We start from the raw sequence: 21,754 nt of genomic DNA, 5'->3' as shown, positions 1-21,754 counted from the left end.
TCTTGCTCCCTCATTAATTTTGGAGGGATTGCAATTTTGGGGTGCCTCTGTTTTTCTGGGCGCATGCCCCTCATCAGCACGGCCGGGCTCGCCCGGACCTTCATGACCAAGAGCGGTCCCGTGGAGGCCGTCCGCGGAATCGACCTGACCGTCCGGTCCGGCGAGATCGTCGGCCTCCTCGGCCCCAACGGCGCCGGCAAGACGACCACCCTCCGGATGCTCACGACGCTCCTGCCGCCCACCGGCGGCGCCGCCACCGTCGCCGGCCACGACCTCGTGCGGGACCCCGCCGGCGTCCGCCGGCGCATCGGGTACGTCGCCCAGTCCGGCGGCCTCGACCCCCAGGAGACCGTCCGCGCCGAACTGGTCCTGCAGGCCCGCCTGCACGGCATGGACCGGACGGACGCGGCGGCCCGCGCCGGGGAACTGGCGGCGGACCTCGGCCTCACCGACCTCCTCGACCGGGGGACCCCGGCGCTCTCCGGCGGCCAGCGCCGCCGGCTCGACCTCGCCATGGGGCTCGTCCACCGCCCGGAGCTGCTCTTCCTCGACGAGCCGACGACCGGGCTCGACCCCGGCAGCCGCGCCGGCCTGTGGGCGCTCGTGCGCCGCCTGCGCGACGAGCACGGCACCACCGTCGTCCTCACCACCCACTACCTGGACGAGGCCGACGCCCTCGCCGACCGGCTCGTGATCGTGGACGGGGGCGCGGTCGTCGCCGAGGACAGCCCCGCCGGACTCAAGGCCGCGCACGGCGCGACCACCCTCCAGGAGGCCTTCCTCGCCGTCACCGGGCGCGACCCCGCCCCCGCCGACCCCTCCCCCGCAGCCGTCTAGGAGACCTCCGATGCCCCTGCTCCACGACACGGCGCTGATCTTCGGCCGGTACGCCCGCCAGACCCTGCGCTCCCCGTTCCAGATCCTCTTCGGCGTCCTGATGCCGCTGCTCCACCTGCTCTTCTTCGGGCCGCTGCTCACCGGCCTCCCACTGGGCCGCGAGGGCGACTCCTGGCAGGTCCTCGTCCCCGGCCTGCTGCTCCAACTGGGCCTCTTCGGCGCCTCGTTCGCCGGGTTCTCGATCATCATGGAGAAGAACTGGGGCGTGCTCGACCGGATGCGGGCCACCCCGGTGAGCCGGCTGGCGCTGCTGCTCGGCCGGGTGCTGCGGGACGCCGCACTCTTCGTCTTCCAGGCGGTGCTGCTCGTCCTGGCGGCGCTGCCGATGGGCCTGAGGGCGCCGCTCCCGGGGGTCCTGATCGGCTTCGGCTTCGTGGCGCTGCTCTCGGTGGCCCTCGCCTCCCTCTCCTACGCGCTCGCCCTGAAGCTGCCGAGCCCGCAGGCGTTCGGTCCCGCCGTCAACACGCTCGCCATGCCGATGATGCTGCTGTCGGGCCTGATGCTGCCGATGGCCCTCGCCCCCGGCTGGCTCGACCTGCTCTCGCGCCTGGTCCCGTTCCGCTACCTGGTGGACGCGGTCCGGGAGGCGTACACCGGCCACTACACGACCCCGGCCGTGCTGTACGGGGTGCTCGTCGCCCTCGCCCTGGCGGCGCTCGCGGTGACGATCGGCACACGGACGTTCCGGAGCGCGGGCGCCTGACTACGCTGGCGCCATGGTCAATCTGACGCGCATCTACACCCGTACCGGCGACAAGGGCACCACGGCGCTCGGTGACATGAGCCGGACCGCCAAGACGGATCTGCGGATCTCGGCCTACGCCGACGCCAACGAGGCGAACGCCGTGATCGGTACGGCGATCGCCCTCGGGAAGCTCGACGAGGAGGTCGTGAAGGTCCTGGTCCGCGTCCAGAACGACCTCTTCGACGTCGGCGCGGACCTCTCCACCCCCGTCGTGGAGAACCCGCAGTACCCGCCGCTGCGGGTGGAGCAGTCCTACGTCGACAAGCTGGAGGCCGACTGCGACCGCTTCCTGGAGGAGCTGGAGAAGCTGCGCTCCTTCATCCTGCCGGGCGGTACGCCCGGGGCGGCGCTGCTGCACCAGGCGTGCACGGTGGTCCGGCGGGCCGAGCGCTCGACCTGGGCGGCCCTGGAGGTGCACGGCGAGACGATGAACCCGCTGACCGCCACGTACCTCAACCGCCTATCGGACCTGCTCTTCATCCTCGCGCGCACGGCCAACAAGGAGGTCGGGGACGTGCTCTGGGTCCCGGGCGGGGACCGCTGAGGCCTTCTCGGGGGTCTTCCCGGGGGCCGTCCCTGGGTGGTCGTTCCGGGGGCGCTTCCCGGGGTCCTTCTCCGGAGCCTTCTTCGGCCAGATCGCGTAGCTGAGCGCGATCAGGCCGTGGATGCCGGCCGCCCGCCAGGCGACGAGGATCCAGCTCCGCAGGCCGTCGGTGTTCCCGTCGTCGCCGACGTACCGGGCCGCCAGGAGCAACAGGCCCGAGGCGACGGCGGCGGCGGTCACCGAGCCGAGCCAGACCGCCCCCTCGTGGCGGGCGCGGGCCATGCCGTACCGCGGGGGTTTCACGGGCGGCGGGGCGCCGCCGAGGCGGTGGGCGGCGTGGCCGTCGAGCCACTTCACGGTCCGGTGGCCGTGGCCGACGGTGTAGCCGATGTAGAGCGCGGCGAGGCCGTGCCGCCAGTCGGGGTCCGCGCCGTTCTTCAGGTCGATCGCGGTGACGACGAGGAGCAGGACCTCCAGGAGCGGTTCGCACAGGAGCAGGGCCAGGCCCGTCCGGGGCATCTTCAGCAGGTAGCGGACGGCGAGACCGGCGGCCAGCAGGACCCAGAAGCCGACCTCGCAGACGACGATCAGCGTGACGATCACGGGGGTTCCCCTTTCGGTTCCCCCTCAGCGTCCCGCGGGACCGGACGCGGTTCGTCGTCGCCGATGACGAATCCCGTCTACATCGTTCGACGGAGGCGCGGATCGGCCCGGACGAGGAGGTCGGAGCGGGAACGGGCGTGTTGGATGAGGACGTGACGCTCCCCCGCCCGCACCGCTTCGACCTGCTCATGGGCTCCCTGGGCCTCGCCTGCGGGCTGCTCCTGTGGTCCTTCGGCCTCTACACGACGGGCGACCGCCTCCTCGACCAGCGGTGGGCGCCGCTGGTCCCGCTCGCGGCGACGGCCGGGGCGGAGGTGGTGCGCCGGACGCTGCCGCGGACGGCGCTGGGCGTCGCCACGGCCGCGATCGTCGCCGACCAGTTCACCCACGGGAACCTGGTCACGATCCTGATGTTCACGGACGTGGTCTACGCGGCCGTCGTGTACGGGAACCCCGCCTCCGCGCGCCGGATCCCGTACACGACGGGGCTGGTCACGGTCGCGGTGACGGCCGGCTTCCTCCTCTGGTGGCAGAACGCGATCGCCCTGGTCGTCGGGGTGCTCACCGGCATGGTCTCCTTCATGCCCGCCCTGACGGGCGCCGCCGTGCGCAACCACCGGGAGGCGGCGGAGGCCGCCCGGCTGCGGGCCGAACAGACGGCGCTGCTCGCCGAGATGGACCGGACGCAGGCGGTGGTGGCGGAGCGGGCCCGGATGGCGCGGGAGCTGCACGACGTGGTCGCCAACCACCTGTCCGCGATCGCGATCCACTCGACGGCCGCGCTCTCGCTCGACGAGCCGGACACGACCCGGCGGGCCCTGACGGTCATCCGGGAGAACAGCGTGGCGGGCCTGTCGGAGATGCGCCGGCTCATCGGGCTGCTGCGGGAGGGCGGCGAGGACGCGGAGCCGGCGGCCGCGCCGACGCTGGCCGGCCTGGACGCGCTGCTCGCCCAGGCCGGGGCGAACGGCGGGCCGAGCGGGCTCTCCTTCGTGCTCGACGACACCCGGGAGGAGGGACGGGGGCTCCCCGTGCCGGTGGAGCTGGCGGCGTACCGGATCGTGCAGGAGTCGCTGACGAACGCGCTCAAGCACGCGGCGCCCGGCGAGGTCCGGGTGCTCCTCGCCCGGGAGCCGGGCGCCCTCGCGGTCGAGGTGACCAGTCCGTACGGGGAGCGTCCGGGACCGACCGCGCCCGGCTCGGGGGCGGGCCTGGTGGGGATGCGGGAGCGGACGGCCCTGCTCGGCGGGGCCTTCGAGGCGGGTCCGGCGACGGACGGCGGCGGCCGGAGCCGGTGGCGGGTGCGGGCGGAACTGCCCGTGGACGTGAGCGACGAGGAGCGGGCATGAGGGCGCGGACGGCAGACGCCGGGGAGCGGGCATGAGGATGCGGACGGCAGACGCCGGAACATGAGGATGCGGACGGCAGACGCCGGGGAAGCGGACACGACGGTGCGGGCAGCGGTCGCCGGGGAGCGGGCATGACGGTGCGGGTGGTGGTCGCCGAGGACCAGAGCGCGGTGCGGGCGGGCCTGGTGCTCATCCTGGGCAGCGCGCCGGACGTCGAGGTGGTCGGAGAGGCGGCCGACGGGGAGCGGGCGGTGGAGCTGGCGCGCGAACTGCGCCCCGATCTGGTCCTGATGGATGTGCAGATGCCCCGGATGGACGGGGTGACGGCGACCGGGATCGTGGTCGCGGAGGGCCTCGCGGACGTGCTCGTCCTGACCACCTTCGACCTGGACGCGTATGTCTTCGGGGCGTTGCGGGCGGGGGCGGCGGGCTTCCTCCTGAAGGACGCCGACGCCCGGGAGCTGATCGAGGCGGTGCGGACGGTGGCGCGCGGCGAGGGGTTGATCGCCCCGGCGGTGACGCGGCGGCTCATCGCGGAGTTCGCCGCGTCCGGGCGGCCCGCCGGGCCGGGGCGGGGGACGGACCCCGCCGTCCTGGACGCCCTGACGCCCCGGGAGCGGGAGGTCCTCTCGGCGCTCGGCCGGGGCCTGTCGAACGCGGAGATCGCGGTACGGCTCGACATGGCGGAGGCGACGGTGAAGACGCACGTCAGCAAGGTGCTGGGGAAGCTGGGACTGCGCAGCCGGGTCCAAGCGGCCGTGCTGGCACAGGAGTTGGGCGTGTAGGAGCACCCGCTGACTTTGGTCTGGACCTCTTGACGATTGGTCCAGACCTTCCTACGCTCGCGGGGCGCGCGCATCTCCACGGACCACCCCCACCCCGTCCGCAACTTGAGGAGCACCGTTGAGCACTCAAGCACCGACGCGCAGAGCAGGGTTCAGACACCGGGCCGCTGCCGGTCTGACCGCCCTCGTGCTGCCGCTGGCCGCCATGGTCGGCCTCGCCACCCCCGCCGAAGCCGCCACCTCGGCCACGGCCACCTACACCAAGACCCAGGACTGGGGCACCGGCTTCGGCGGCAACTGGACCGTCAAGAACACCGGGACCACCACCCTGACCTCCTGGACCGTCGAGTGGGACTACCCCACCGGCACCGCGGTCACCTCCGCCTGGGACGCCACCGTCACCAGCTCCGGCACCCACTGGACCGCCAAGAACGTCGGCTGGAACGGCACCCTCGCCCCCGGCGCCTCCGTCTCCTTCGGCTACAACGGCACCGGCTCCGGCGCGCCCAGCGGCTGCAAGATCAACGGCGCTCCGTGCGACGGCTCCACCCAGCCGGGCGACAACCCGCCCTCCGCCCCCGGCACCCCGGTCGCCTCGAACGTCACCGACACCTCGGTGAAGCTCACCTGGACCGCGGCCACCGACGACAAGGGCGTCAAGAACTACGACGTGCTGCGCAACGGCACGAAGGTCGCCACCACCACGGGCCTCACCCACACCGACACGGGCCTGACCGCCGGCACCGACTACAGCTACTCGGTCGTCGCCCGCGACACCACCGACCAGACCGGCCCCGCCGCCGGCCCGGTCTCGGTCCGCACCACCGGGGGCCCGGACGTCCCGCCGCCGCCGAACGCGGTCAAGCTGGGCTACTTCACCAACTGGGGCGTCTACGGGCGCAACTACCACGTGAAGAACATCGTGACCTCGGGCTCCGCGTCCAAGATCACCCACATCAACTACGCCTTCGGCAACGTCCAGGGCGGCAAGTGCACCATCGGCGACTCCTACGCCGACTACGACAAGGCCTACACCGCCGACCAGTCGGTCGACGGCGTCGCCGACACCTGGGACCAGCCGCTGCGCGGCAACTTCAACCAGCTCCGCAAGCTGAAGAAGGCCTACCCGCACATCAAGGTCCTCTGGTCCTTCGGCGGCTGGACCTGGTCCGGCGGCTTCGGCCAGGCCGCGCAGAACCCGGCCGCCTTCGCCCAGTCCTGCTACGACCTGGTCGAGGACCCGCGCTGGGCCGACGTCTTCGACGGCATCGACCTGGACTGGGAGTACCCCAACGCCTGCGGTCTGACCTGTGACACCAGCGGCCCGGCGGCCTTCAAGAACCTGATGCAGGCCGTGCGCGCCAAGTTCGGCTCCACCAACCTGGTCACCGCGGCCGTCACGGCCGACGCCTCCTCCGGCGGCAAGATCGACGCCGCCGACTACGGCGGCGCCGCCCCGTACTACGACTGGCTGAACGTCATGACGTACGACTTCTTCGGCGCCTGGGACGCCAAGGGCCCGACCGCCCCGCACTCCCCGCTGACCTCGTACGCCGGCATCCCGCAGGCGGGCTTCAACTCCGCCGAGGCGATCGCCAAGTTCAAGGCCAAGGGCGTCCCGGCCAAGAAGCTGCTGCTCGGCATCGGCTTCTACGGACGCGGCTGGACCGGCGTCACCCAGTCCGCCCCCGGCGGCACGGCCACCGGCGCGGCCCCCGGCACGTACGAGGCGGGCATCGAGGACTACAAGGTCCTCAAGAACACCTGCCCCTCCACCGGCACGATCGCCGGCACCGCCTACGCCCACTGCGGCACCAACTGGTGGAGCTACGACACCCCGGCCACGGTCACGTCCAAGATGTCCTGGGCCAAGGGCCAGGGCCTGGGCGGCGCCTTCTTCTGGGAGTTCAGCGGCGACACCACCAACGGCGAGCTGGTCGGCGCGATCAACAGCGGCCTGAGCTAGCCCGTACGGGAACGAAGAAGCGGGGGACGGCGCAGCACGCCGTCCCCCGCTTCCGTCGTCGTACGGACCTACGCGACGTTCACCCTCTGCCCCGGAGGCGCCGCCTCCAGCCAGGCCATGAAGCCGGTCCGGGCGTCCTCGCTCATCGCGAGCTCCAGACGGACGCCCTCGTACATGCAGGGCTGGATCACCGCGTCCGAGAGCAGCGCGAGCTCCTCCTCGCCCGCCGGCATCCGGCGCTCCAGGGCCACGATGGAGGAGCGCTCCAGGACCCGGCGCGGGCGGGGCGCGTACGAGAAGACCCGGAACCAGGCGATCTCGTCACCGCTGTAGCGGGCGACGCCGTACACCCAGCCCTTGCCGGCCGGATCCGGCTCGTCGGGGACGTTCCAGCGCAGGGAACAGTCGAACGTCCCCCCGGCCTTCTGGATCAGTCTCCGGCGCAAGCCGAAGACGAAGAGCCCGATCACCACCAGTGCGACGACCAGGCCGCACACGAGCAGAGCGAGGAACATCTTCACCGACCTCCTCGCTGCGTCCCGTGGCCGGACCGGCCGGCCGAACCGAATACACCCTGCACCTGCATCGCCTCAGCCGCGGCACGGTCTGGAAAATTCCAGCCGTGCCGCGGCTGAGGGCACTACTCCGCGCGGACCGTCAGCGGACCGCTACCGCGCGCAGCCGGACGTCGGCGCGCCGCTCGGCGGCGGCGTCGGAGTCCGACTTGGCGCGCTCGAGCGCGCGCTCGGCGCGCTGGGCGTCGATCTCGTCCGCCAGCTCGCAGACCTCCGCGAGCAGGGACAGCTTGTCGTCGGCGAACGAGATGAATCCGCCGTGGACGGCGGCGACGACGGTCTCGCCCTCGCTCGTACGGATGGTCACCGGGCCCGACTCCAGCACACCGAGCAGCGGCTGGTGGCCGGGCATGACGCCGATGTCGCCGGAGGTGGTACGCGCGATGACCAGGGTGGCCTCGCCGGACCAGACACTCCGGTCCGCGGCGACCAGCTCGACGTGCAGCTCAGCAGCCAAGGGTGGCTCCTCGGGTCACCACCCGGCGGTCGTGCCGGGTGTTGGGGTTGATTCTAGGGGGCGTGGAGAGGGGGGCGGGACGGATCCCGCCCCCCTGAGGCGAGCACGGGGCTCAGGAGACGCCGAGCTCCTTAGCGTTCTTCTTGAGGTCCTCGAGACCACCACACATGAAGAAGGCCTGCTCCGGGAAGTGGTCGAACTCACCGTCGCAGATCGCGTTGAACGCGGCGATCGACTCGTCGAGCGGAACGTCCGAACCGTCCACACCGGTGAACTGCTTGGCGGCGTGGGTGTTCTGCGACAGGAAGCGCTCGACGCGGCGCGCGCGGTGGACGACGAGCTTGTCCTCCTCGCTGAGCTCGTCGATGCCGAGGATCGCGATGATGTCCTGGAGGTCCTTGTACTTCTGCAGGATCCCCTTGACGCGCGTGGCGGCGTCGTAGTGCTCCTGCGCGATGTAGCGCGGGTCCAGGATCCGGGACGTGGAGTCCAGCGGGTCCACGGCCGGGTAGATGCCCTTCTCGGAGATCGGACGGGAGAGGACCGTCGTCGCGTCGAGGTGGGCGAAGGTGGTCGCCGGCGCCGGGTCGGTGAGGTCGTCGGCGGGGACGTAGATCGCCTGCATCGAGGTGATCGAGTGACCACGGGTCGAGGTGATGCGCTCCTGGAGGAGACCCATCTCGTCGGCCAGGTTCGGCTGGTAGCCCACCGCGGAGGGCATGCGGCCGAGCAGGGTCGACACCTCGGAACCGGCCTGGGTGAAGCGGAAGATGTTGTCGATGAAGAACAGCACGTCCTGCTTCTGCACATCGCGGAAGTACTCCGCCATGGTCAGACCGGCGAGGGCCACGCGCAGACGGGTGCCCGGGGGCTCGTCCATCTGGCCGAAGACCAGGGCGGTCTTGTCCAGAACGCCGGACTCCTCCATCTCCGCGATGAGGTCGTTGCCCTCACGCGTGCGCTCGCCGACACCGGCGAACACGGAAACGCCCTCGTGCAGCTTGGCCACACGCATGATCATTTCCTGGATCAGAACGGTCTTGCCGACACCGGCGCCACCGAACAGACCGATCTTTCCACCCTTGACGTACGGGGTGAGGAGGTCGACGACCTTCAGACCGGTCTCGAACATCTCGGTCTTCGACTCGAGGTCCGCGAACGCCGGGGCCTTGCGGTGGATGGACCAGCGCTCGCCGACCTCCGACTCCGCCTCGGGCTCGTTCAGGATCTGGCCCAGCGTGTTGAACACGCGGCCCTTGGTGACGTCGCCGACGGGCACGGTGATGCCGTCGCCGGTGTCGACCACGGGGGCCTGGCGGACCAGACCGTCGGTGGGCTGCATCGAGATGGTGCGGACGATGCCCTCGCCGAGGTGCTGCGCGACCTCGAGGGTCAGCGTCTTGAGCTTGCCCTCCTCGGCCGGGTCGGCGACCTCGACGTGCAGGGCGTTGTAGATCTCCGGCATCGCGTCGACGGGGAACTCCACGTCGACGACCGGGCCGATGACCCGGGCGACGCGGCCCGTGGCGGCGGCCGTCTCAACAGTGGTCGTCATTACTTGTCACTCCCCGCGGTCGCGTCGGCCAGGGCTGCGGTGCCACCGACGATCTCGCTGATTTCCTGGGTGATTTCGGCCTGGCGGGCCGCGTTGGCAAGTCGGGAGAGGTTGTTGATCAAGTCTCCCGCGTTGTCGGTGGCCGACTTCATCGCGCGGCGCGTGGCGGCGTGCTTGGAGGCAGCCGACTGGAGCAGCGCGTTGTAGATCCGGCTCTCGACGTAGCGCGGCAGAAGGGCGTCGAGGACGTCCTCCGCCGACGGCTCGAAGTCGTACAGCGGACGGAGGGTGTCCGGCTCGCCGGCCTCCTTCGCCACCTCGTCGAGGCTGAGGGGCAGCAGCCGGGCCTCGATGGCCGTCTGGGTCATCATCGAGACGAACTCGGTGTAGATGATGTGGAGCTCGTCCACACCGCCCTCGGCCGTGTCCTTCTCGATCGCCTCGATCAGCGGTGCCGCGATCTTCTTGGCGTCCGCGTACGTGGGCTCGTCCGTGAAGCCGGTCCACGTGTCGCTCAGCTTCCGCTCACGGAAGTTGAAGTGCGCGACACCGCGGCGACCGACGACGTAGACGTCGACCGCGCGGCCCTTGCCCTCCAGCTCCTTGATGAGCTTCTCCGCCGCCTTGATGGCGTTGGAGTTGAAGGCGCCGGCCAGACCGCGGTCGCTCGAGAGGAGCAGGACCGCGGCACGGCTCGGGTTCTCCGCCTCGGTGGTCAGCGGGTGCTTGTCGTTCGCACCCGTGGCCACCGCCGTGACCGCGCGGGTGAGCTCGGTCGCGTACGGAGTCGACGCCTGCACCTTGCGCTGCGCCTTGACGACGCGCGAGGCGGCGATCATCTCCATCGCCTTGGTGATCTTCTTCGTCGCGGTGACGGATTTGATGCGACGCTTGTAGACCCGGAGCTGCGCTCCCATGAGTCAGGTCCCTTCCGTCGTCACTTCGAGACGTTGACGGCGGCAGGGGCGTCCGCGCCGAGCAGCTTGCCGTCGGACGTCTCGAACTGCTGCTTGAACTCCGCGATGGCGTCGGCGACGGCCGTGAGGGTGTCGTCCGACATCTTCTTGCCCTCGCGGATGGAGGTCATGAGACCGGAGTGGTTCTGACGCAGGTACGCCAGGAGCTCGGCCTCGAAGCGGCGGATGTCGGCGACCGGGACGTCGTCCATCTTGCCGGTGGTGCCGGCCCAGACCGAGACGACCTGGTTCTCCGTGGCCATCGGCTGGTACTGAGCCTGCTTGAGCAGCTCGACCATCCGCTGACCGCGCTCGAGCTGCGCCTTCGAGGCCGCGTCCAGGTCGGAACCGAAGGCCGCGAAGGCCTCCAGCTCACGGAACTGGGCGAGGTCCACGCGGAGGCGGCCGGCGATCTGCTTCATCGCCGGGTGCTGGGCGGAGCCACCGACTCGGGAGACCGAGATGCCGACGTTCAGGGCCGGGCGCTGGCCGGCGTTGAACAGGTCGGACTCCAGGAAGCACTGGCCGTCGGTGATGGAGATGACGTTGGTCGGGATGAACGCCGAGACGTCGTTGGCCTTCGTCTCGACGATCGGCAGACCGGTCATCGAGCCGGCACCCAGCTCGTCCGAGAGCTTCGCGCAGCGCTCCAGGAGACGCGAGTGCAGGTAGAAGACGTCACCCGGGTAGGCCTCACGGCCCGGCGGGCGGCGCAGCAGCAGCGACACGGCGCGGTAGGCGTCGGCCTGCTTCGACAGGTCGTCGAAGACGATCAGGACGTGCTTGCCCTGGTACATCCAGTGCTGACCGATGGCGGAGCCGGTGTACGGCGCCAGGTACTTGAAGCCGGCCGGGTCGGACGCCGGGGCGGCGACGATCGTCGTGTACTCGAGCGCACCGGCCTCTTCCAGGGCGCCGCGAACGGACGCGATGGTCGAGCCCTTCTGGCCGACGGCGACGTAGATGCAGCGGACCTGCTTGTTCACGTCGCCCGAGCGCCAGTTGTCGCGCTGGTTGATGATCGTGTCGACGCACAGCGCGGTCTTGCCGGTCTGACGGTCGCCGATGATGAGCTGACGCTGGCCGCGGCCGACCGGCGTCATGGCGTCGACGGCCTTGTAGCCGGTCTCCATCGGCTCGTGCACCGACTTACGGGCCATAACGCCCGGGGCCTGCAGCTCGAGGGCGCGGCGGCCCTCGGTCGCGATCTCGCCGAGACCGTCGATCGGGTTGCCGAGCGGGTCGACAACGCGGCCGAGGTATCCCTCGCCGACACCGACGGAGAGGACCTCGCCGGTGCGCTGCACCGACTGCCCCTCCTCGATGCCGCTGAACTCGCCGAGGACGATCGCACCGATCTCGCGCTCTTCGAGGTTCAGCGCGAGACCGAGGGTTCCGTCCTCGAACTTCAGCAGCTCGTTCGCCATGGCCGAGGGAAGACCCTCGACCTTCGCGATGCCGTCGCCGGCCAGGCTGACCGTGCCGACCTCCTCGCGCGAGGCCGCGTCCGGCTGGTACGACTGGACAAAGGTCTCCAGTGCGTCCCGGATCTCCTCCGGCCGGATCGTGAGCTCCGCCATCTGGGTTCCCTGCTCTCCTTGTTGGGCCCGAAGTTTCTTAAGGGGTCTGGGGGCCGACCCCCAGGAATCTTCTGCAATCTCTGCACGGCCCAACCGGGCCGCTGGTGATGCTGTGATGCTGTTCTGCTGTGGTGACCGCGTCAGCCGGCCAGTCGACGGGTCGCCTCGTCGAGGCGCTCCGCGATGGAGCCGTTGATGACCTCGTCGCCGACCCGCACCGTGATCCCGCCGAGGACCGCGGGGTCCACGTCCAGGTTCAGGTGCATCTCGCGGCCGTACAGCTTGGCGAGGACGGCTCCGAGGCGCTGCTTCTGCCGGTCCGACAGCGGCACCGCCGAGGTGATGACCGCGACCATCCGGTCCCGGCGCGCCGCGGCGAGCTTGGACAGGGACTCGAGTCCCGCTTCCAGGCTACGTCCCCGGGGCTGGGTCACCAGACGGACGACCAGGCGCTCGGTGGTCGCGTGGGCCTTGCCGCCCAGCAGGCTGCGGAGCAGCGTGCCCTTGGCGGTGGCCGTGGCGGCCTTGTCCGTCAGCGCCGAGCGGAGCCCGTTGCTGGAGGACACGATCCGGGCGAAGCGGAACAGCTCGTCCTCGACGTCGTCGAGCGCGCCCGCCTTCTGCGCCGCGGTGAGGTCCGCGGTGTTCGCCAGCTCCTCGGTCGCGTCGACCAGGTCGCGCGAACGCGACCAGCGCGAACGGACCATCCCGGACACCAGGTCGGCGGTCTCGCCGCCCACCTGACCGCGCAGGAGTCGCTGCGCGAGTTCGGCCTTGGCCTCACCCGGCTGGGCGGGGTCGGTCAGGACCCGGCGCAGCGACACCTCGCGGTCGAGCAGCGCGGTGACGGCGGCGAGCTCGTCCGCGAGCTTCGTCGCGTCGACCGGGGTGTTGTCGGTCAGCGCGTCGAGGGACTCGCGGGCGGCGGCCAGTGCCTCACGGCTCGCTCCGTTCATCGGACGGCCTCGGCCTTCTCCTCGAGCTCGTCGAGGAAGCGGTCGATCGTGCGGCTCTGGCGGGCGGTGTCCTCGAGAGACTCGCCGACCAGCTTGCCGGCCAGGTCGGTGGCGAGCTTGCCCACGTCCTGGCGCAGCGACGCCGACGCGGACTTGCGGTCCGCCTCGATCTGCGCGTGCCCGGCCGCGATGATCTCCTCGCGCTGGCGCTGGCCTTCCGCCTTCATCTCCTGGATGATCGCGGTGCCCTGCTCCGTCGCCTCCTGGCGAAGACGCGCGGCCTCGTGGCGGGCCTCGGCGAGCTGGGCCTTGTACTGCTCCAGCACACTCTGAGCCTCGATCTGGGCCGACTCGGCCTTCTCGATGCCACCCTCGATGGCCTCGCGGCGCTCGTCCAGAACCTTGTTGATGTTCGGGAGGAGCTTCTTGGCGAGGAAGCCGAAGACGATGACGAAGGCGATCAGGCCGATGACGAGCTCGTCAAGATGCGGGATCAGAGGAGGCTGGGGCTCCTCCGCCGCCGCAAGAAGCAGAGCGTTCACATCAGTGCCTTCCGTAAAAAGAATCGGGCTGTCGGTCCGGGCTTACTGGTAGACGAAGCCCATGACGATGCCGATGAGGGCGAGCGCCTCACAGAAGGCGAAGCCCATGATCTGGTTGGTGCGGATCAGACCGGCGGCCTCGGGCTGGCGGGCGAGGGCCTGCGTACCGTTACCGAAGATGATGCCGACGCCGACGCCGGGGCCGATCGCGGCCAGGCCGTAGCCGATCGAGGCGACGTTGCCGACGACGTTCTCCTTGGCGCCGGCGGCGAGGTTGACCATGTCGAGAGCAGCGGACATGCCGTTACTTCCTTCTCTTTCAATGACCCGGTGGGGGTTGGCCACCGGACGACTGTTGGCTTGGGGGTGGAGCAGCGGGACCGGGTCGGGCTCAGTGGTGCTCGGAGAGCGCGCCCTGGACGTAGCTGCAGGCCAGGAGGACGAAGACGTACGCCTGGACGGCCTGGATGAAGAGCTCGAACGCGGTCATCACGAGGACCATCACGAACGAGGCGCCGGCGTAGACGAAGCCCAGGCCGTTCATGAGGTACCAGGTGGCCAGGGAGAACATCACGATGAGCAGGTGACCGGCGAACATGTTCGCGAACAGTCGGACCGCGTGCGTGAAGGGCCGGATGAGGAGGTTCGAGAAGAACTCGAGCACGATGACCATCGGGAGGATCGCGCCGAGCGACTTGTCGTAGCCGACGATGTTCTTCCAGCCGCCCACGAAGCCGTGCTTCTTGAAGGTGAGCGAGATCCACATGACGTACACGATCAGCGCGAGACCGGCCGGGAAGGCGATCAGCGAGGTGACCGGGAACTGGGCGAGCGGAACGATCGACCAGAGGTTCATGATCCAGACGAAGAAGAACAGCGACACCATGAAGGGGACGTACTTCTCGCCGTCCTTCTTGCCGATGATCTCGTAGACGATGCCGCGGCGCACGAAGTCGTAACCGGCCTCGCCGACCATCTGGAGCTTGCCGGGGATCAGCTTGGGCTTGTTGAAGGCGGCCCAGAAGAACCCGACGACCACGATGGAGCCGAGGATGGCGAGCAGCATCGGCTTGGTGAACTCGATGCCGCCCACCGTCGCGATGGGCTCGTACATGAACGTGTGCAGGCCCGGCGCCGGGAAGCCACATCCGGTGAAGATGTGGCAATCCGGGTCGAAGGCAAGCGTCTGGTCAGCACTCACCGCGGGCTCCTTCAGCGTGGCGCATAGGTACGGCAACCTCGTTGTGTCGGCGCGGCACGCAGCCGCGGGTCGGCACTGGACTGGTCTTACGGATAAGGGGGCGGCGGTTCGGCTTCGAGCCTCGCGCTGGGACAGGCGTCTCGGATGCCCGCGCCCGCAGTGCCGCAGTTGGCACCGGACGATAGCAGGAAGCCGAAGGCGGCTTTATCCCGGCCCTACCCTTCACGACTTCGACCCCGTGTTCGCGGGGTCGATGTAAGCGATCTTGGCCTTCATGTAGGCCCGCGCCTGAGCGGCGACCCACACGATGGTGGTCGCGAGCAGCGTGAAGGCGAAGGCCTTGAAGTCGAACAGCGTGGTGTTCTTGAGCAACGCCAGGAAGATGAAGAGCACCAGGAGCTGGGCCGTGTAGAGCATCAGCCCCATCGCCTGGAACAGGTGCGGGAAGGACTTGGCCGTCCGCTGGAGGACCAACTGCCCGATCCCCATGAAGAGGACGACCACCAGGGTGCCGACGACCGCGCCGAGCGCCCCCTTGCCACCGGCGACCACCCCACTGACGACCGTGGCGATCGCGCCGACGGCAACGGTGGGGACGGCGGTGTGCAGGAGGATGCGTGCGTCGTTGGACGGCATGGCGGTGTCTCCGCTTGGTGGAGGGGGCGATGGTGTCGTCATGGACGAGCGTAAGCCCGGTCCGAGGTGGGTCTCGGGGCCAACGGACCGTCGCACTACGGTCTTTCGGCACTGTCGCCGGGTCTCGTGAACGGTATCACAAACTATTTGAATAGGTCTTTACCCATAAGGTGTGCCAGTTGTCACACATGAGGGTTACACCGCGCGTGTGTGCACGACAGCGGGGCGCTATGTCTGCTAGTGGGCGCCGCTGCGGCTTTCGTCAACCCGGCGTTCCGGCCTTCCGCCGGTCGGTGAAGCGCGCGCGGTTGCCGATGGCGGTGGCGCCGTTGACGCCGGCGGGCACCGGGATCCGCTCGTCCTCCTCGGCCGCGGCCGGCTCGGGAGCCGTCTCCGGGTCCGTCTCCGGGGCGGGGGCCGGCTTGCGGCGCCGGTAGCGGGGCGGCACCACGGACTCGGCCCAGCGGGGGGCGCGCGGCCTGAACCGCGGCAGCAGGAGCAGCACCAGGCCGATCGCGCTGAGCGCGACGACCCCGAGGACGATCCACATCGAGGTCGAGTGGACCGAGTACGCCAGCGTCCCGAAGGCGATCAGGGCCGACCAGAAGTACATGATCAGCACCGCGCGGCTGTGCGAGTGCCCGATCTCCAGGAGCCGGTGGTGCAGGTGGCCGCGGTCGGCCGCGAACGGCGACTGGCCCTTCCAGGTGCGGCGCACGATCGCCAGGACCAGGTCCGCCATCGGGATCGCGATGATCGTCAGCGGCAGCAGGAGCGGGATGAAGACGGGCAGGGCGGCGTGGGTGGCCTCGCGGGTCGAGCCCTCGAAGAGCCGCAGGATGTCCGGGTCGACCTGGCCGGTGATCGAGATGGCGGAGGCCGCCAGGATCAGGCCGATCAGCATCGAGCCGGAGTCGCCCATGAAGATCCGCGCCGGGTGCATGTTGTGCGGCAGGAAGCCCAGGCACATGCCCATGAGGATGGCGGCGAAGAGCGTCGCGGGGGCGGCGGCCTCGATCGTGTAGCCGTACCAGAGGCGGTAGGCGTACAGGAAGAAGGCCGCGGCGGCGATGCAGACCATGCCGGCGGCGAGGCCGTCGAGGCCGTCGACGAAGTTCACCGCGTTGATCGTGAGGACCACCAGGGCGACCGTGAGGAGCGTGCCCTGCCCGGGGGTGAGGGCGACGGTGCCGATGCCGGGGATCGGGAGCCACAGGATCGTCAGGCCCTGCGCGACCATCACGCCGGCCGAGATCATCTGCGCGCCCAGCTTGATGAGCGCGTCGAGCTCGAACTTGTCGTCCAGGACGCCGATCAGCCAGATCAGCGCGGCGCCGGAGAGCAGCGCGCGGGGCTCGTTGGACAGCTCGAAGACGCTGCCGAGGTTCTGCAGGTGGGCGGCGACGAGCAGGCCCGCGCACAGCCCGAAGAACATGGCGATGCCACCGAGCCGCGGAGTCGGTTCTCGGTGTACGTCGCGGGCGCGGATCTCCGGCATCGCCCCGGTCGCGATGGCGAACTTGCGCACCGGTCCGGTGAGCAGGTAGGTCACCGCGGCCGTGACGCAGAGCGTCAGCAGGTAATCACGCACGGGCTGCCCCACAGGAATCGCTGGCCATCTCAGCCCCACACCCTAGCCGTGCCGTCCATGTGCTGGGAGACACGCGGGGCGCCCGGACGGTTGCACCGGGCCTCCGATCAGTGTGCGTACGGCGGAAATCGGCCGGTCAGCGCGCGTACGTCCGCCCGTACCCGGGCCGTCTCCTCCGGGTCGTCGCGGAGCGCGGCGGTGAACAGACCGGCGATCCTGGCCATTTCGGGGGTGCCCATGCCCTGGGTGGTGACGGCGGCCGTGCCGAGCCGGATCCCGCGCGCCTCCCCGTGCGGGAGCGCGCAGGTGTCGAGCACGATGCCGGCGGCGGCGAGCCGGGCGCGGGCGGTGCGCCCGTCGACGCCGAGGGGGGCGGGGTCGGCGGTGATGAGGTGGGTGTCGGTGCCGCCGGTGGTCACCGCGAAGCCCTCGGCGGCCAGGGCGGCGGCCAGGACCCGGGCGTGCTCGACCACCCGGTGGGCGTACGCGGTGAACGCGGGGGCCTCCGCCTCGCCGAGGGCCACGGCCTTCGCCGCGATCGTGTGCATCTGGGCGCCGCCCTGGCTGAACGGGAACACCGCCCGGTCGATCCGGCCCGCGAGCTCCTCCCCGCACAGGATCATTCCGCCGCGCGGGCCGCGCAGCACCTTGTGGGTGGTGGCGCAGACGACGTCGGCGTACGGGACGGGGCTGGGGGCCGCTCCCCCGGCGACCAGGCCGATGGTGTGGGCCGCGTCGGCGATCAGATAGGCGCCGGTCTCGTCGGCGATCCCGCGGAAGACCTCGTAGTCGAAGTGGCGGGGATAGGAGATGGAGCCGCAGACGATCGCCTTGGGGCGGTGGTGGCGGGCGAGGGCGGCGACCTGCTCGTGGTCGACGAGCCCGGTCTCGGCGTCGACGCCGTAGGGGACGAAGTCAAACCAGCGGCCGGAGAAGTTGGCGGGCGAACCGTGGGTGAGGTGCCCGCCGTGCTCCAGACCCATGGCGAGGACCGTGTCACCGGGCCTGAGAAGGGCCGCGTACGCCGCCAGGACGGCCGAGGAGCCGGAGTGTGCCTGGACGTTCGCGTGGTCGGCTCCGAAGAGCGCGGTGGCCCGTCGCACGGCGATCCGCTCGACGGCGTCGGCGTACTCGCAGCCGCCGTGGTGCCGGGCGCCGGGGTAGCCCTCGGCGTACTTGTTGGCGAGACGGGAGCCGAGGGCGGCGAGGACGGCGGGCGAGGTGAAGTTCTCCGCCGCGACGAGCTGGAGGCTGTCGGCCTGCCGCCGCTCCTCGCCGAGCAGCACGTCGGCGACCTCCGGGTCCTGCCGGCGCAGGACGCCGAGCTCGTCGTCGGGGGGCGCGGTGACCGGCATGGCACCAATGTAGGTACCCCGGACCGGACGCGCGCGCCGAGCACCGAAGCGCTCAGCGCCGCGCCGTCACCCCGGTCAGCGCCGTCACCACGGGGTCGAGCGCCTGGTTGATCTCGTCGCCGATCGAGCGGAAGAACGTGATGGGGGCGCCGTACGGGTCGTTGACCTCGTCCGCGTCCGGGGACGGGGCCAGGAGCCAGCCGCGGAGGGCCGCGGCCGCGCGGACCAGGGCACGGGCGCGTTCGACCATGCCCTCGTCGCGCGGGTCCGGGAGCGTGGCCGGGTCGATGGCGCGGACCAGGCGGGTGAACTCCTTCAGGGTGAAGGTGCGCAGGCCCGCCGAGTGGCCCATCGAGATGACCTGCGCCCGGTGGTCCCGGGTCGCCGTCAGGACGAGGTCCGCGCGGATGACGTGCTCGTCGAGGAGCTCGCGGCCCACGAAGCCGGTGTGGTCCGCGCCGAAGTCGGCGAGGACGAGTTCCGCGTTGGCCTCCATCGGGGCCCCCTCGTGGCCCCAGGTGCCCGCGCTCTCCACGATCAGGCCGCCGCCGAGGGGGTCCCCGAGCCGGTCGCTCAGGGCGTGGCGGGTCAGCCGCTCGGTGATCGGCGAGCGGCAGACGTTGCCGGTGCTGACGTGGAGGATGCGGAAGGTGTCGCTGTCGTCGTGCCCCGCTATGCCACGCCCCTCAGGGGCGGTCAACTGGCCACCTCGAGGTCGGGTACGACCTTCCGGAGCTCCTCCGCGGAGAGCGCTCCCTGTCGCAGCAGCACCGGCACCGGGCCGGTCACGTCGACGATGGACGAGGGGACGTTCCCGGGCGTCGGACCGCCGTCGAGGTACACGGAGACGGAGTCACCGAGCATGTGCTGCGCGGCGTCGCAGTCCTCCGGCGACGGGTGGCCGGTGAGGTTGGCCGAGGAGACGGCCATCGGGCCGACCTCGGTGAGCAGCTCGATCGCGACCGGGTGCAGCGGCATCCGGACGGCGACGGTGCCCCGGGTGTCGCCGAGGTCCCACTGGAGGGACGGCTGGTGCTTGGCGACCAGGGTGAGAGCGCCGGGCCAGAAGGCGTCGACGAGCTCCCATGCCTGCTCGGAGAAGTCGGTGACCAGGCCGTGGAGGGTGTTCGGGGAGCCGATGAGCACGGGCGTGGGCATGTTGCGGCCCCGCCCCTTGGCGGCCAGCAGGTCGGCCACGGCCTCGCCGCTGAAGGCGTCCGCCCCGATCCCGTACACGGTGTCGGTGGGCAGCACGACCAGCTCGCCCCGGCGGACGGCGGACGCGGCCTCGCGCAGGCCGGTCAGTCGGTCGGTCGCCTCGTTGCAGTCGTATCGCCGTGCCATCAGTTCCCGGCCTCCTCGTACGCGTGGTTCGTCATGGCGACGACGGTCGGGGCCGTCATGGCGTCGCCTTGCGGGCGGTCGCGAAGCGCGGCCGGTTGTTCAGGTCGGGGTGGTCGGCGGCGTCCGCCCAGCCGGCCTCCTCGTTGAAGATCCACGGCACCTGGCCGCCCTGGGTGTCCGCGTGCTCGATGACGACGAGGCCGCCGGGGCGGAGCAGGCGGTGGGCGGTGCGCTCGATGCCGCGGATGGTGTCGAGGCCGTCCTCGCCGGAGAAGAGGGCCATCTCCGGGTCGTGGTCGCGGGCCTCGGGCGCCACGTACTCCCACTCGGTGAGCGGGATGTACGGCGGGTTGGAGATGACCAGGTCGACCTGGCCGTCGAGCTCGGGCAGGGCGGTCAGCGCGTCGCCCCGGTGGACGGTGACGCGGGAGCCCTCGGCGTTCTTGCGGGTCCAGACGAGGGCGTCCTCGGAGAGCTCGACGGCGTGCACGCGGGAGCGCGGCACCTCCTGGGCCATGGCGAGGGCGATGGCCCCGGAGCCGGTGCACAGGTCGACGATGAGCGGCTCGACGACGTCCATGGCGCGCACGGCGTCTATGGCCCAGCCGACGACCGACTCGGTCTCCGGGCGCGGCACGAAGACGCCGGGGCCCACCTGGAGCTCCAGGTAGCGGAAGAACGCCCGCCCGGTGATGTGCTGGAGGGGTTCGCGGGCCTCGCGGCGGGCGACCGTCTCCCAGTAGCGGGCGTCGAAGTCCGCGTCCTTGACGTTGTGCAGCTCCCCCCGCTTGACGCCGTGCACGAACGCGGCGAGCTCCTCGGCGTCGAAGCGCGGGGAGGGGACGCCGGCGTCGGCCAGCCGCTGGGTGGCCTGGGCCACCTCGGCAAGCAGCAGACTGCGGGGGCCTGGGGGTCGCCCCCCAGAAAGTGACTGCACGCTGGTCCTCCGTGGTGCGGGGTGGGGCTTGGGGGAAGCCGTACGGGGTCTCGGGCGGCTCCGGACTCCGTACGGCCCTTGCGGGTGCCTTACGCCGCGGCGAGCTTCGCCGCCGAGTCGGCGTCGACGCAGGCCTGGATCACCGCGTCCAGTTCGCCGTCGAGCACCTGGTCCAGGTTGTACGCCTTGAAGCCGACGCGGTGGTCCGAGATGCGGTTCTCCGGGAAGTTGTACGTCCGGATCTTCTCGGAGCGGTCGACGGTGCGGACCTGGCTGCGGCGGGCGTCGGCGGCCTCGGCCTCGGCCTTCTCCTGGGCGGCGGCGAGGAGCCGGGAGCGCAGGATGCGCATGGCCTGCTCCTTGTTCTGGAGCTGGCTCTTCTCGTTCTGGCAGGAGGCGACGATGCCGGTCGGCAGGTGGGTGATGCGGACGGCGGAGTCGGTGGTGTTGACCGACTGGCCGCCGGGGCCGGACGAGCGGTAGACGTCGATCCGCAGGTCGTTGGCGTGGACCTCGACCTCGACCTCCTCCGCCTCGGGCGTGACGAGCACGCCGGCGGCGGAGGTGTGGATGCGGCCCTGGGACTCGGTGGCGGGCACGCGCTGGACGCGGTGCACCCCGCCCTCGTACTTGAGCCGGGCCCAGACGCCCTGGCCGGGCTCGGTGGCGCCGTTGCCGCCCTTGGTCTTCACGGCGACCTGGACGTCCTTGTAGCCGCCCAGCTCGGACTCGGTGGAGTCGATGATCTCGGTCTTCCAGCCGACGCGCTCGGCGTACCGGAGGTACATGCGGAGCAGGTCGCCGGCGAAGAGCGCGGACTCGTCGCCGCCGGCGCCGGCCTTGATCTCCAGGATGACGTCCTTGTCGTCGCTGGGGTCGCGCGGGACGAGGAGCAGGCGGAGCTTGTCGGTCAGCTCCTCCCGGTCCTTCTCCAGCAGCTTGACCTCGGCGGCGAAGTCGGGGTCGTCGTGCGCCAGCTCGCGGGCGGTCTCGATGTCGTCACCGGTCTGCTTCCAGGAGCGGTAGGTGCCGACGATCGGGGTCAGCTCGGCGTAGCGCTTGTTCAGCCTGCGCGCGTTCGCCTGGTCGGCGTGGACCGAGGGGTCCGCCAGCTTCTTCTCGAGGTCGGCGTGCTCGCCGACCAGTTCCTCGACCGCCTCGAACATCGGGGGCTCCTGGT

Annotated in this window: 23 protein-coding genes; 6 read left to right on the top strand and 17 right to left on the bottom strand. The window is 70.8% G+C overall.

Annotated elements, in window-relative coordinates:
• Positions 1-63 precede the first annotated feature (63 nt).
• The 3 genes from ACFYNX_RS03640 to ACFYNX_RS03630 are packed head-to-tail and all read left to right on the top strand — an operon-like array spanning position 64 to position 2,186.
• Positions 64-837, top strand: a complete 774-nt coding sequence (locus ACFYNX_RS03640) for an ABC transporter ATP-binding protein (protein ID WP_388657241.1) — start codon at positions 64-66, stop codon at positions 835-837.
• Between the two features lie 10 nt (positions 838-847).
• Entirely contained in the window at positions 848-1,600 is a 753-nt protein-coding gene (locus ACFYNX_RS03635) for an ABC transporter permease (RefSeq protein ID WP_388657238.1), read from the top strand.
• 13 nt (positions 1,601-1,613) lie between these two features.
• Positions 1,614-2,186 carry a cob(I)yrinic acid a,c-diamide adenosyltransferase gene (locus tag ACFYNX_RS03630; protein WP_062752178.1) on the top strand — a complete coding sequence of 191 codons (573 nt, stop codon included), beginning with the start codon at positions 1,614-1,616 and terminating at the stop codon, positions 2,184-2,186.
• On the opposite strand, the gene ACFYNX_RS03625 is transcribed toward ACFYNX_RS03630, so the two are convergent.
• Positions 2,103-2,789 (bottom strand): hypothetical protein, encoded by a 687-nt coding sequence (locus ACFYNX_RS03625; protein ID WP_388657235.1) that lies wholly within the window; start codon positions 2,787-2,789, stop codon positions 2,103-2,105. The two genes, ACFYNX_RS03630 and ACFYNX_RS03625, sit on opposite strands and share 84 nt — an antisense overlap.
• Before the next feature lie 152 nt (positions 2,790-2,941).
• On the opposite strand from ACFYNX_RS03625, the gene ACFYNX_RS03620 reads away from it, so the two are divergent.
• From ACFYNX_RS03620 to ACFYNX_RS03610, 3 genes are all read left to right on the top strand, one after another.
• On the top strand, positions 2,942-4,138 hold the full coding sequence (locus ACFYNX_RS03620; RefSeq protein ID WP_388657232.1) for a sensor histidine kinase: 1,197 nt from the start codon (positions 2,942-2,944) through the stop codon (positions 4,136-4,138).
• 131 nt (positions 4,139-4,269) lie between these two features.
• The gene (locus ACFYNX_RS03615; RefSeq protein ID WP_388657227.1) at positions 4,270-4,923 is read left to right on the top strand and encodes a response regulator; all 654 of its coding nucleotides are present in this window, start codon (positions 4,270-4,272) and stop codon (positions 4,921-4,923) included.
• A 118-nt stretch (positions 4,924-5,041) separates the two neighbouring features.
• Positions 5,042-6,889, top strand: a complete 1,848-nt coding sequence (locus tag ACFYNX_RS03610; RefSeq protein WP_388657224.1) for a glycosyl hydrolase family 18 protein — start codon at positions 5,042-5,044, stop codon at positions 6,887-6,889.
• 68 nt (positions 6,890-6,957) lie between these two features.
• Here the strand turns inward: ACFYNX_RS03610 and ACFYNX_RS03605 are convergent, their stop codons facing one another.
• The 16 genes from ACFYNX_RS03605 to prfA all read right to left on the bottom strand — a co-directional run bounded on the left by ACFYNX_RS03605 (position 6,958) and on the right by prfA (position 21,740).
• Entirely contained in the window at positions 6,958-7,404 is a 447-nt protein-coding gene (locus ACFYNX_RS03605; protein ID WP_365541405.1) for a DUF2550 domain-containing protein, read from the bottom strand.
• A 142-nt stretch (positions 7,405-7,546) separates the two neighbouring features.
• Positions 7,547-7,921, bottom strand: coding sequence for a F0F1 ATP synthase subunit epsilon (locus tag ACFYNX_RS03600; RefSeq protein WP_121830196.1), 375 nt, complete (start codon positions 7,919-7,921; stop codon positions 7,547-7,549).
• Positions 7,922-8,033: 112 nt separating this feature from the next.
• A complete protein-coding gene (gene atpD / locus ACFYNX_RS03595) occupies positions 8,034-9,476 on the bottom strand; it encodes a F0F1 ATP synthase subunit beta (RefSeq protein WP_125661750.1) in 1,443 nt (480 codons plus the stop codon).
• Positions 9,476-10,393, bottom strand: a complete 918-nt coding sequence (locus tag ACFYNX_RS03590; protein WP_125661754.1) for a F0F1 ATP synthase subunit gamma — start codon at positions 10,391-10,393, stop codon at positions 9,476-9,478. The genes atpD and ACFYNX_RS03590 overlap by 1 nt, the downstream gene beginning before the upstream one ends.
• Positions 10,394-10,413: 20 nt before the next feature.
• Positions 10,414-12,012, bottom strand: coding sequence for a F0F1 ATP synthase subunit alpha (atpA, locus tag ACFYNX_RS03585; RefSeq protein WP_365541403.1), 1,599 nt, complete (start codon positions 12,010-12,012; stop codon positions 10,414-10,416).
• A 140-nt stretch (positions 12,013-12,152) separates the two neighbouring features.
• Positions 12,153-12,968 carry a F0F1 ATP synthase subunit delta gene (locus ACFYNX_RS03580; protein ID WP_365541401.1) on the bottom strand — a complete coding sequence of 272 codons (816 nt, stop codon included), beginning with the start codon at positions 12,966-12,968 and terminating at the stop codon, positions 12,153-12,155.
• The gene (locus tag ACFYNX_RS03575) at positions 12,965-13,510 is read right to left on the bottom strand and encodes a F0F1 ATP synthase subunit B (RefSeq protein ID WP_125661763.1); all 546 of its coding nucleotides are present in this window, start codon (positions 13,508-13,510) and stop codon (positions 12,965-12,967) included. Before ACFYNX_RS03575 ends, ACFYNX_RS03580 begins: the two co-directional genes overlap by 4 nt.
• 42 nt (positions 13,511-13,552) lie before the next feature.
• Entirely contained in the window at positions 13,553-13,810 is a 258-nt protein-coding gene (atpE, locus tag ACFYNX_RS03570; RefSeq protein ID WP_093874070.1) for an ATP synthase F0 subunit C, read from the bottom strand.
• A gap of 91 nt (positions 13,811-13,901) precedes the next feature.
• Positions 13,902-14,711, bottom strand: a complete 810-nt coding sequence (gene atpB / locus ACFYNX_RS03565; protein ID WP_365541398.1) for a F0F1 ATP synthase subunit A — start codon at positions 14,709-14,711, stop codon at positions 13,902-13,904.
• A 222-nt stretch (positions 14,712-14,933) separates the two neighbouring features.
• On the bottom strand, positions 14,934-15,347 hold the full coding sequence (locus ACFYNX_RS03560) for a hypothetical protein (protein WP_388657217.1): 414 nt from the start codon (positions 15,345-15,347) through the stop codon (positions 14,934-14,936).
• Positions 15,348-15,609: 262 nt separating this feature from the next.
• Positions 15,610-16,938, bottom strand: coding sequence for an MraY family glycosyltransferase (locus tag ACFYNX_RS03555; protein WP_365541395.1), 1,329 nt, complete (start codon positions 16,936-16,938; stop codon positions 15,610-15,612).
• A gap of 107 nt (positions 16,939-17,045) precedes the next feature.
• Entirely contained in the window at positions 17,046-18,293 is a 1,248-nt protein-coding gene (gene glyA, locus ACFYNX_RS03550) for a serine hydroxymethyltransferase (RefSeq protein WP_365541393.1), read from the bottom strand.
• A 52-nt stretch (positions 18,294-18,345) separates the two neighbouring features.
• On the bottom strand, positions 18,346-18,993 hold the full coding sequence (locus ACFYNX_RS03545) for a protein-tyrosine-phosphatase (RefSeq protein WP_125661778.1): 648 nt from the start codon (positions 18,991-18,993) through the stop codon (positions 18,346-18,348).
• Positions 18,990-19,637 carry an L-threonylcarbamoyladenylate synthase gene (locus ACFYNX_RS03540; RefSeq protein WP_125661781.1) on the bottom strand — a complete coding sequence of 216 codons (648 nt, stop codon included), beginning with the start codon at positions 19,635-19,637 and terminating at the stop codon, positions 18,990-18,992. The genes ACFYNX_RS03545 and ACFYNX_RS03540 overlap by 4 nt, the downstream gene beginning before the upstream one ends.
• A 55-nt stretch (positions 19,638-19,692) precedes the next feature.
• Positions 19,693-20,574, bottom strand: a complete 882-nt coding sequence (gene prmC, locus ACFYNX_RS03535) for a peptide chain release factor N(5)-glutamine methyltransferase (protein ID WP_356542724.1) — start codon at positions 20,572-20,574, stop codon at positions 19,693-19,695.
• A gap of 89 nt (positions 20,575-20,663) precedes the next feature.
• Positions 20,664-21,740, bottom strand: coding sequence for a peptide chain release factor 1 (gene prfA / locus ACFYNX_RS03530; RefSeq protein ID WP_388657212.1), 1,077 nt, complete (start codon positions 21,738-21,740; stop codon positions 20,664-20,666).
• Between the last annotated feature and the right edge of the window lie 14 nt (positions 21,741-21,754).

The organism is Streptomyces sp. NPDC007872 (genome assembly GCF_042868165.1).
Lineage (GTDB): Bacteria > Actinomycetota > Actinomycetes > Streptomycetales > Streptomycetaceae > Streptomyces.
This window is presented reverse-complemented; position numbering and strand designations above follow the sequence as displayed.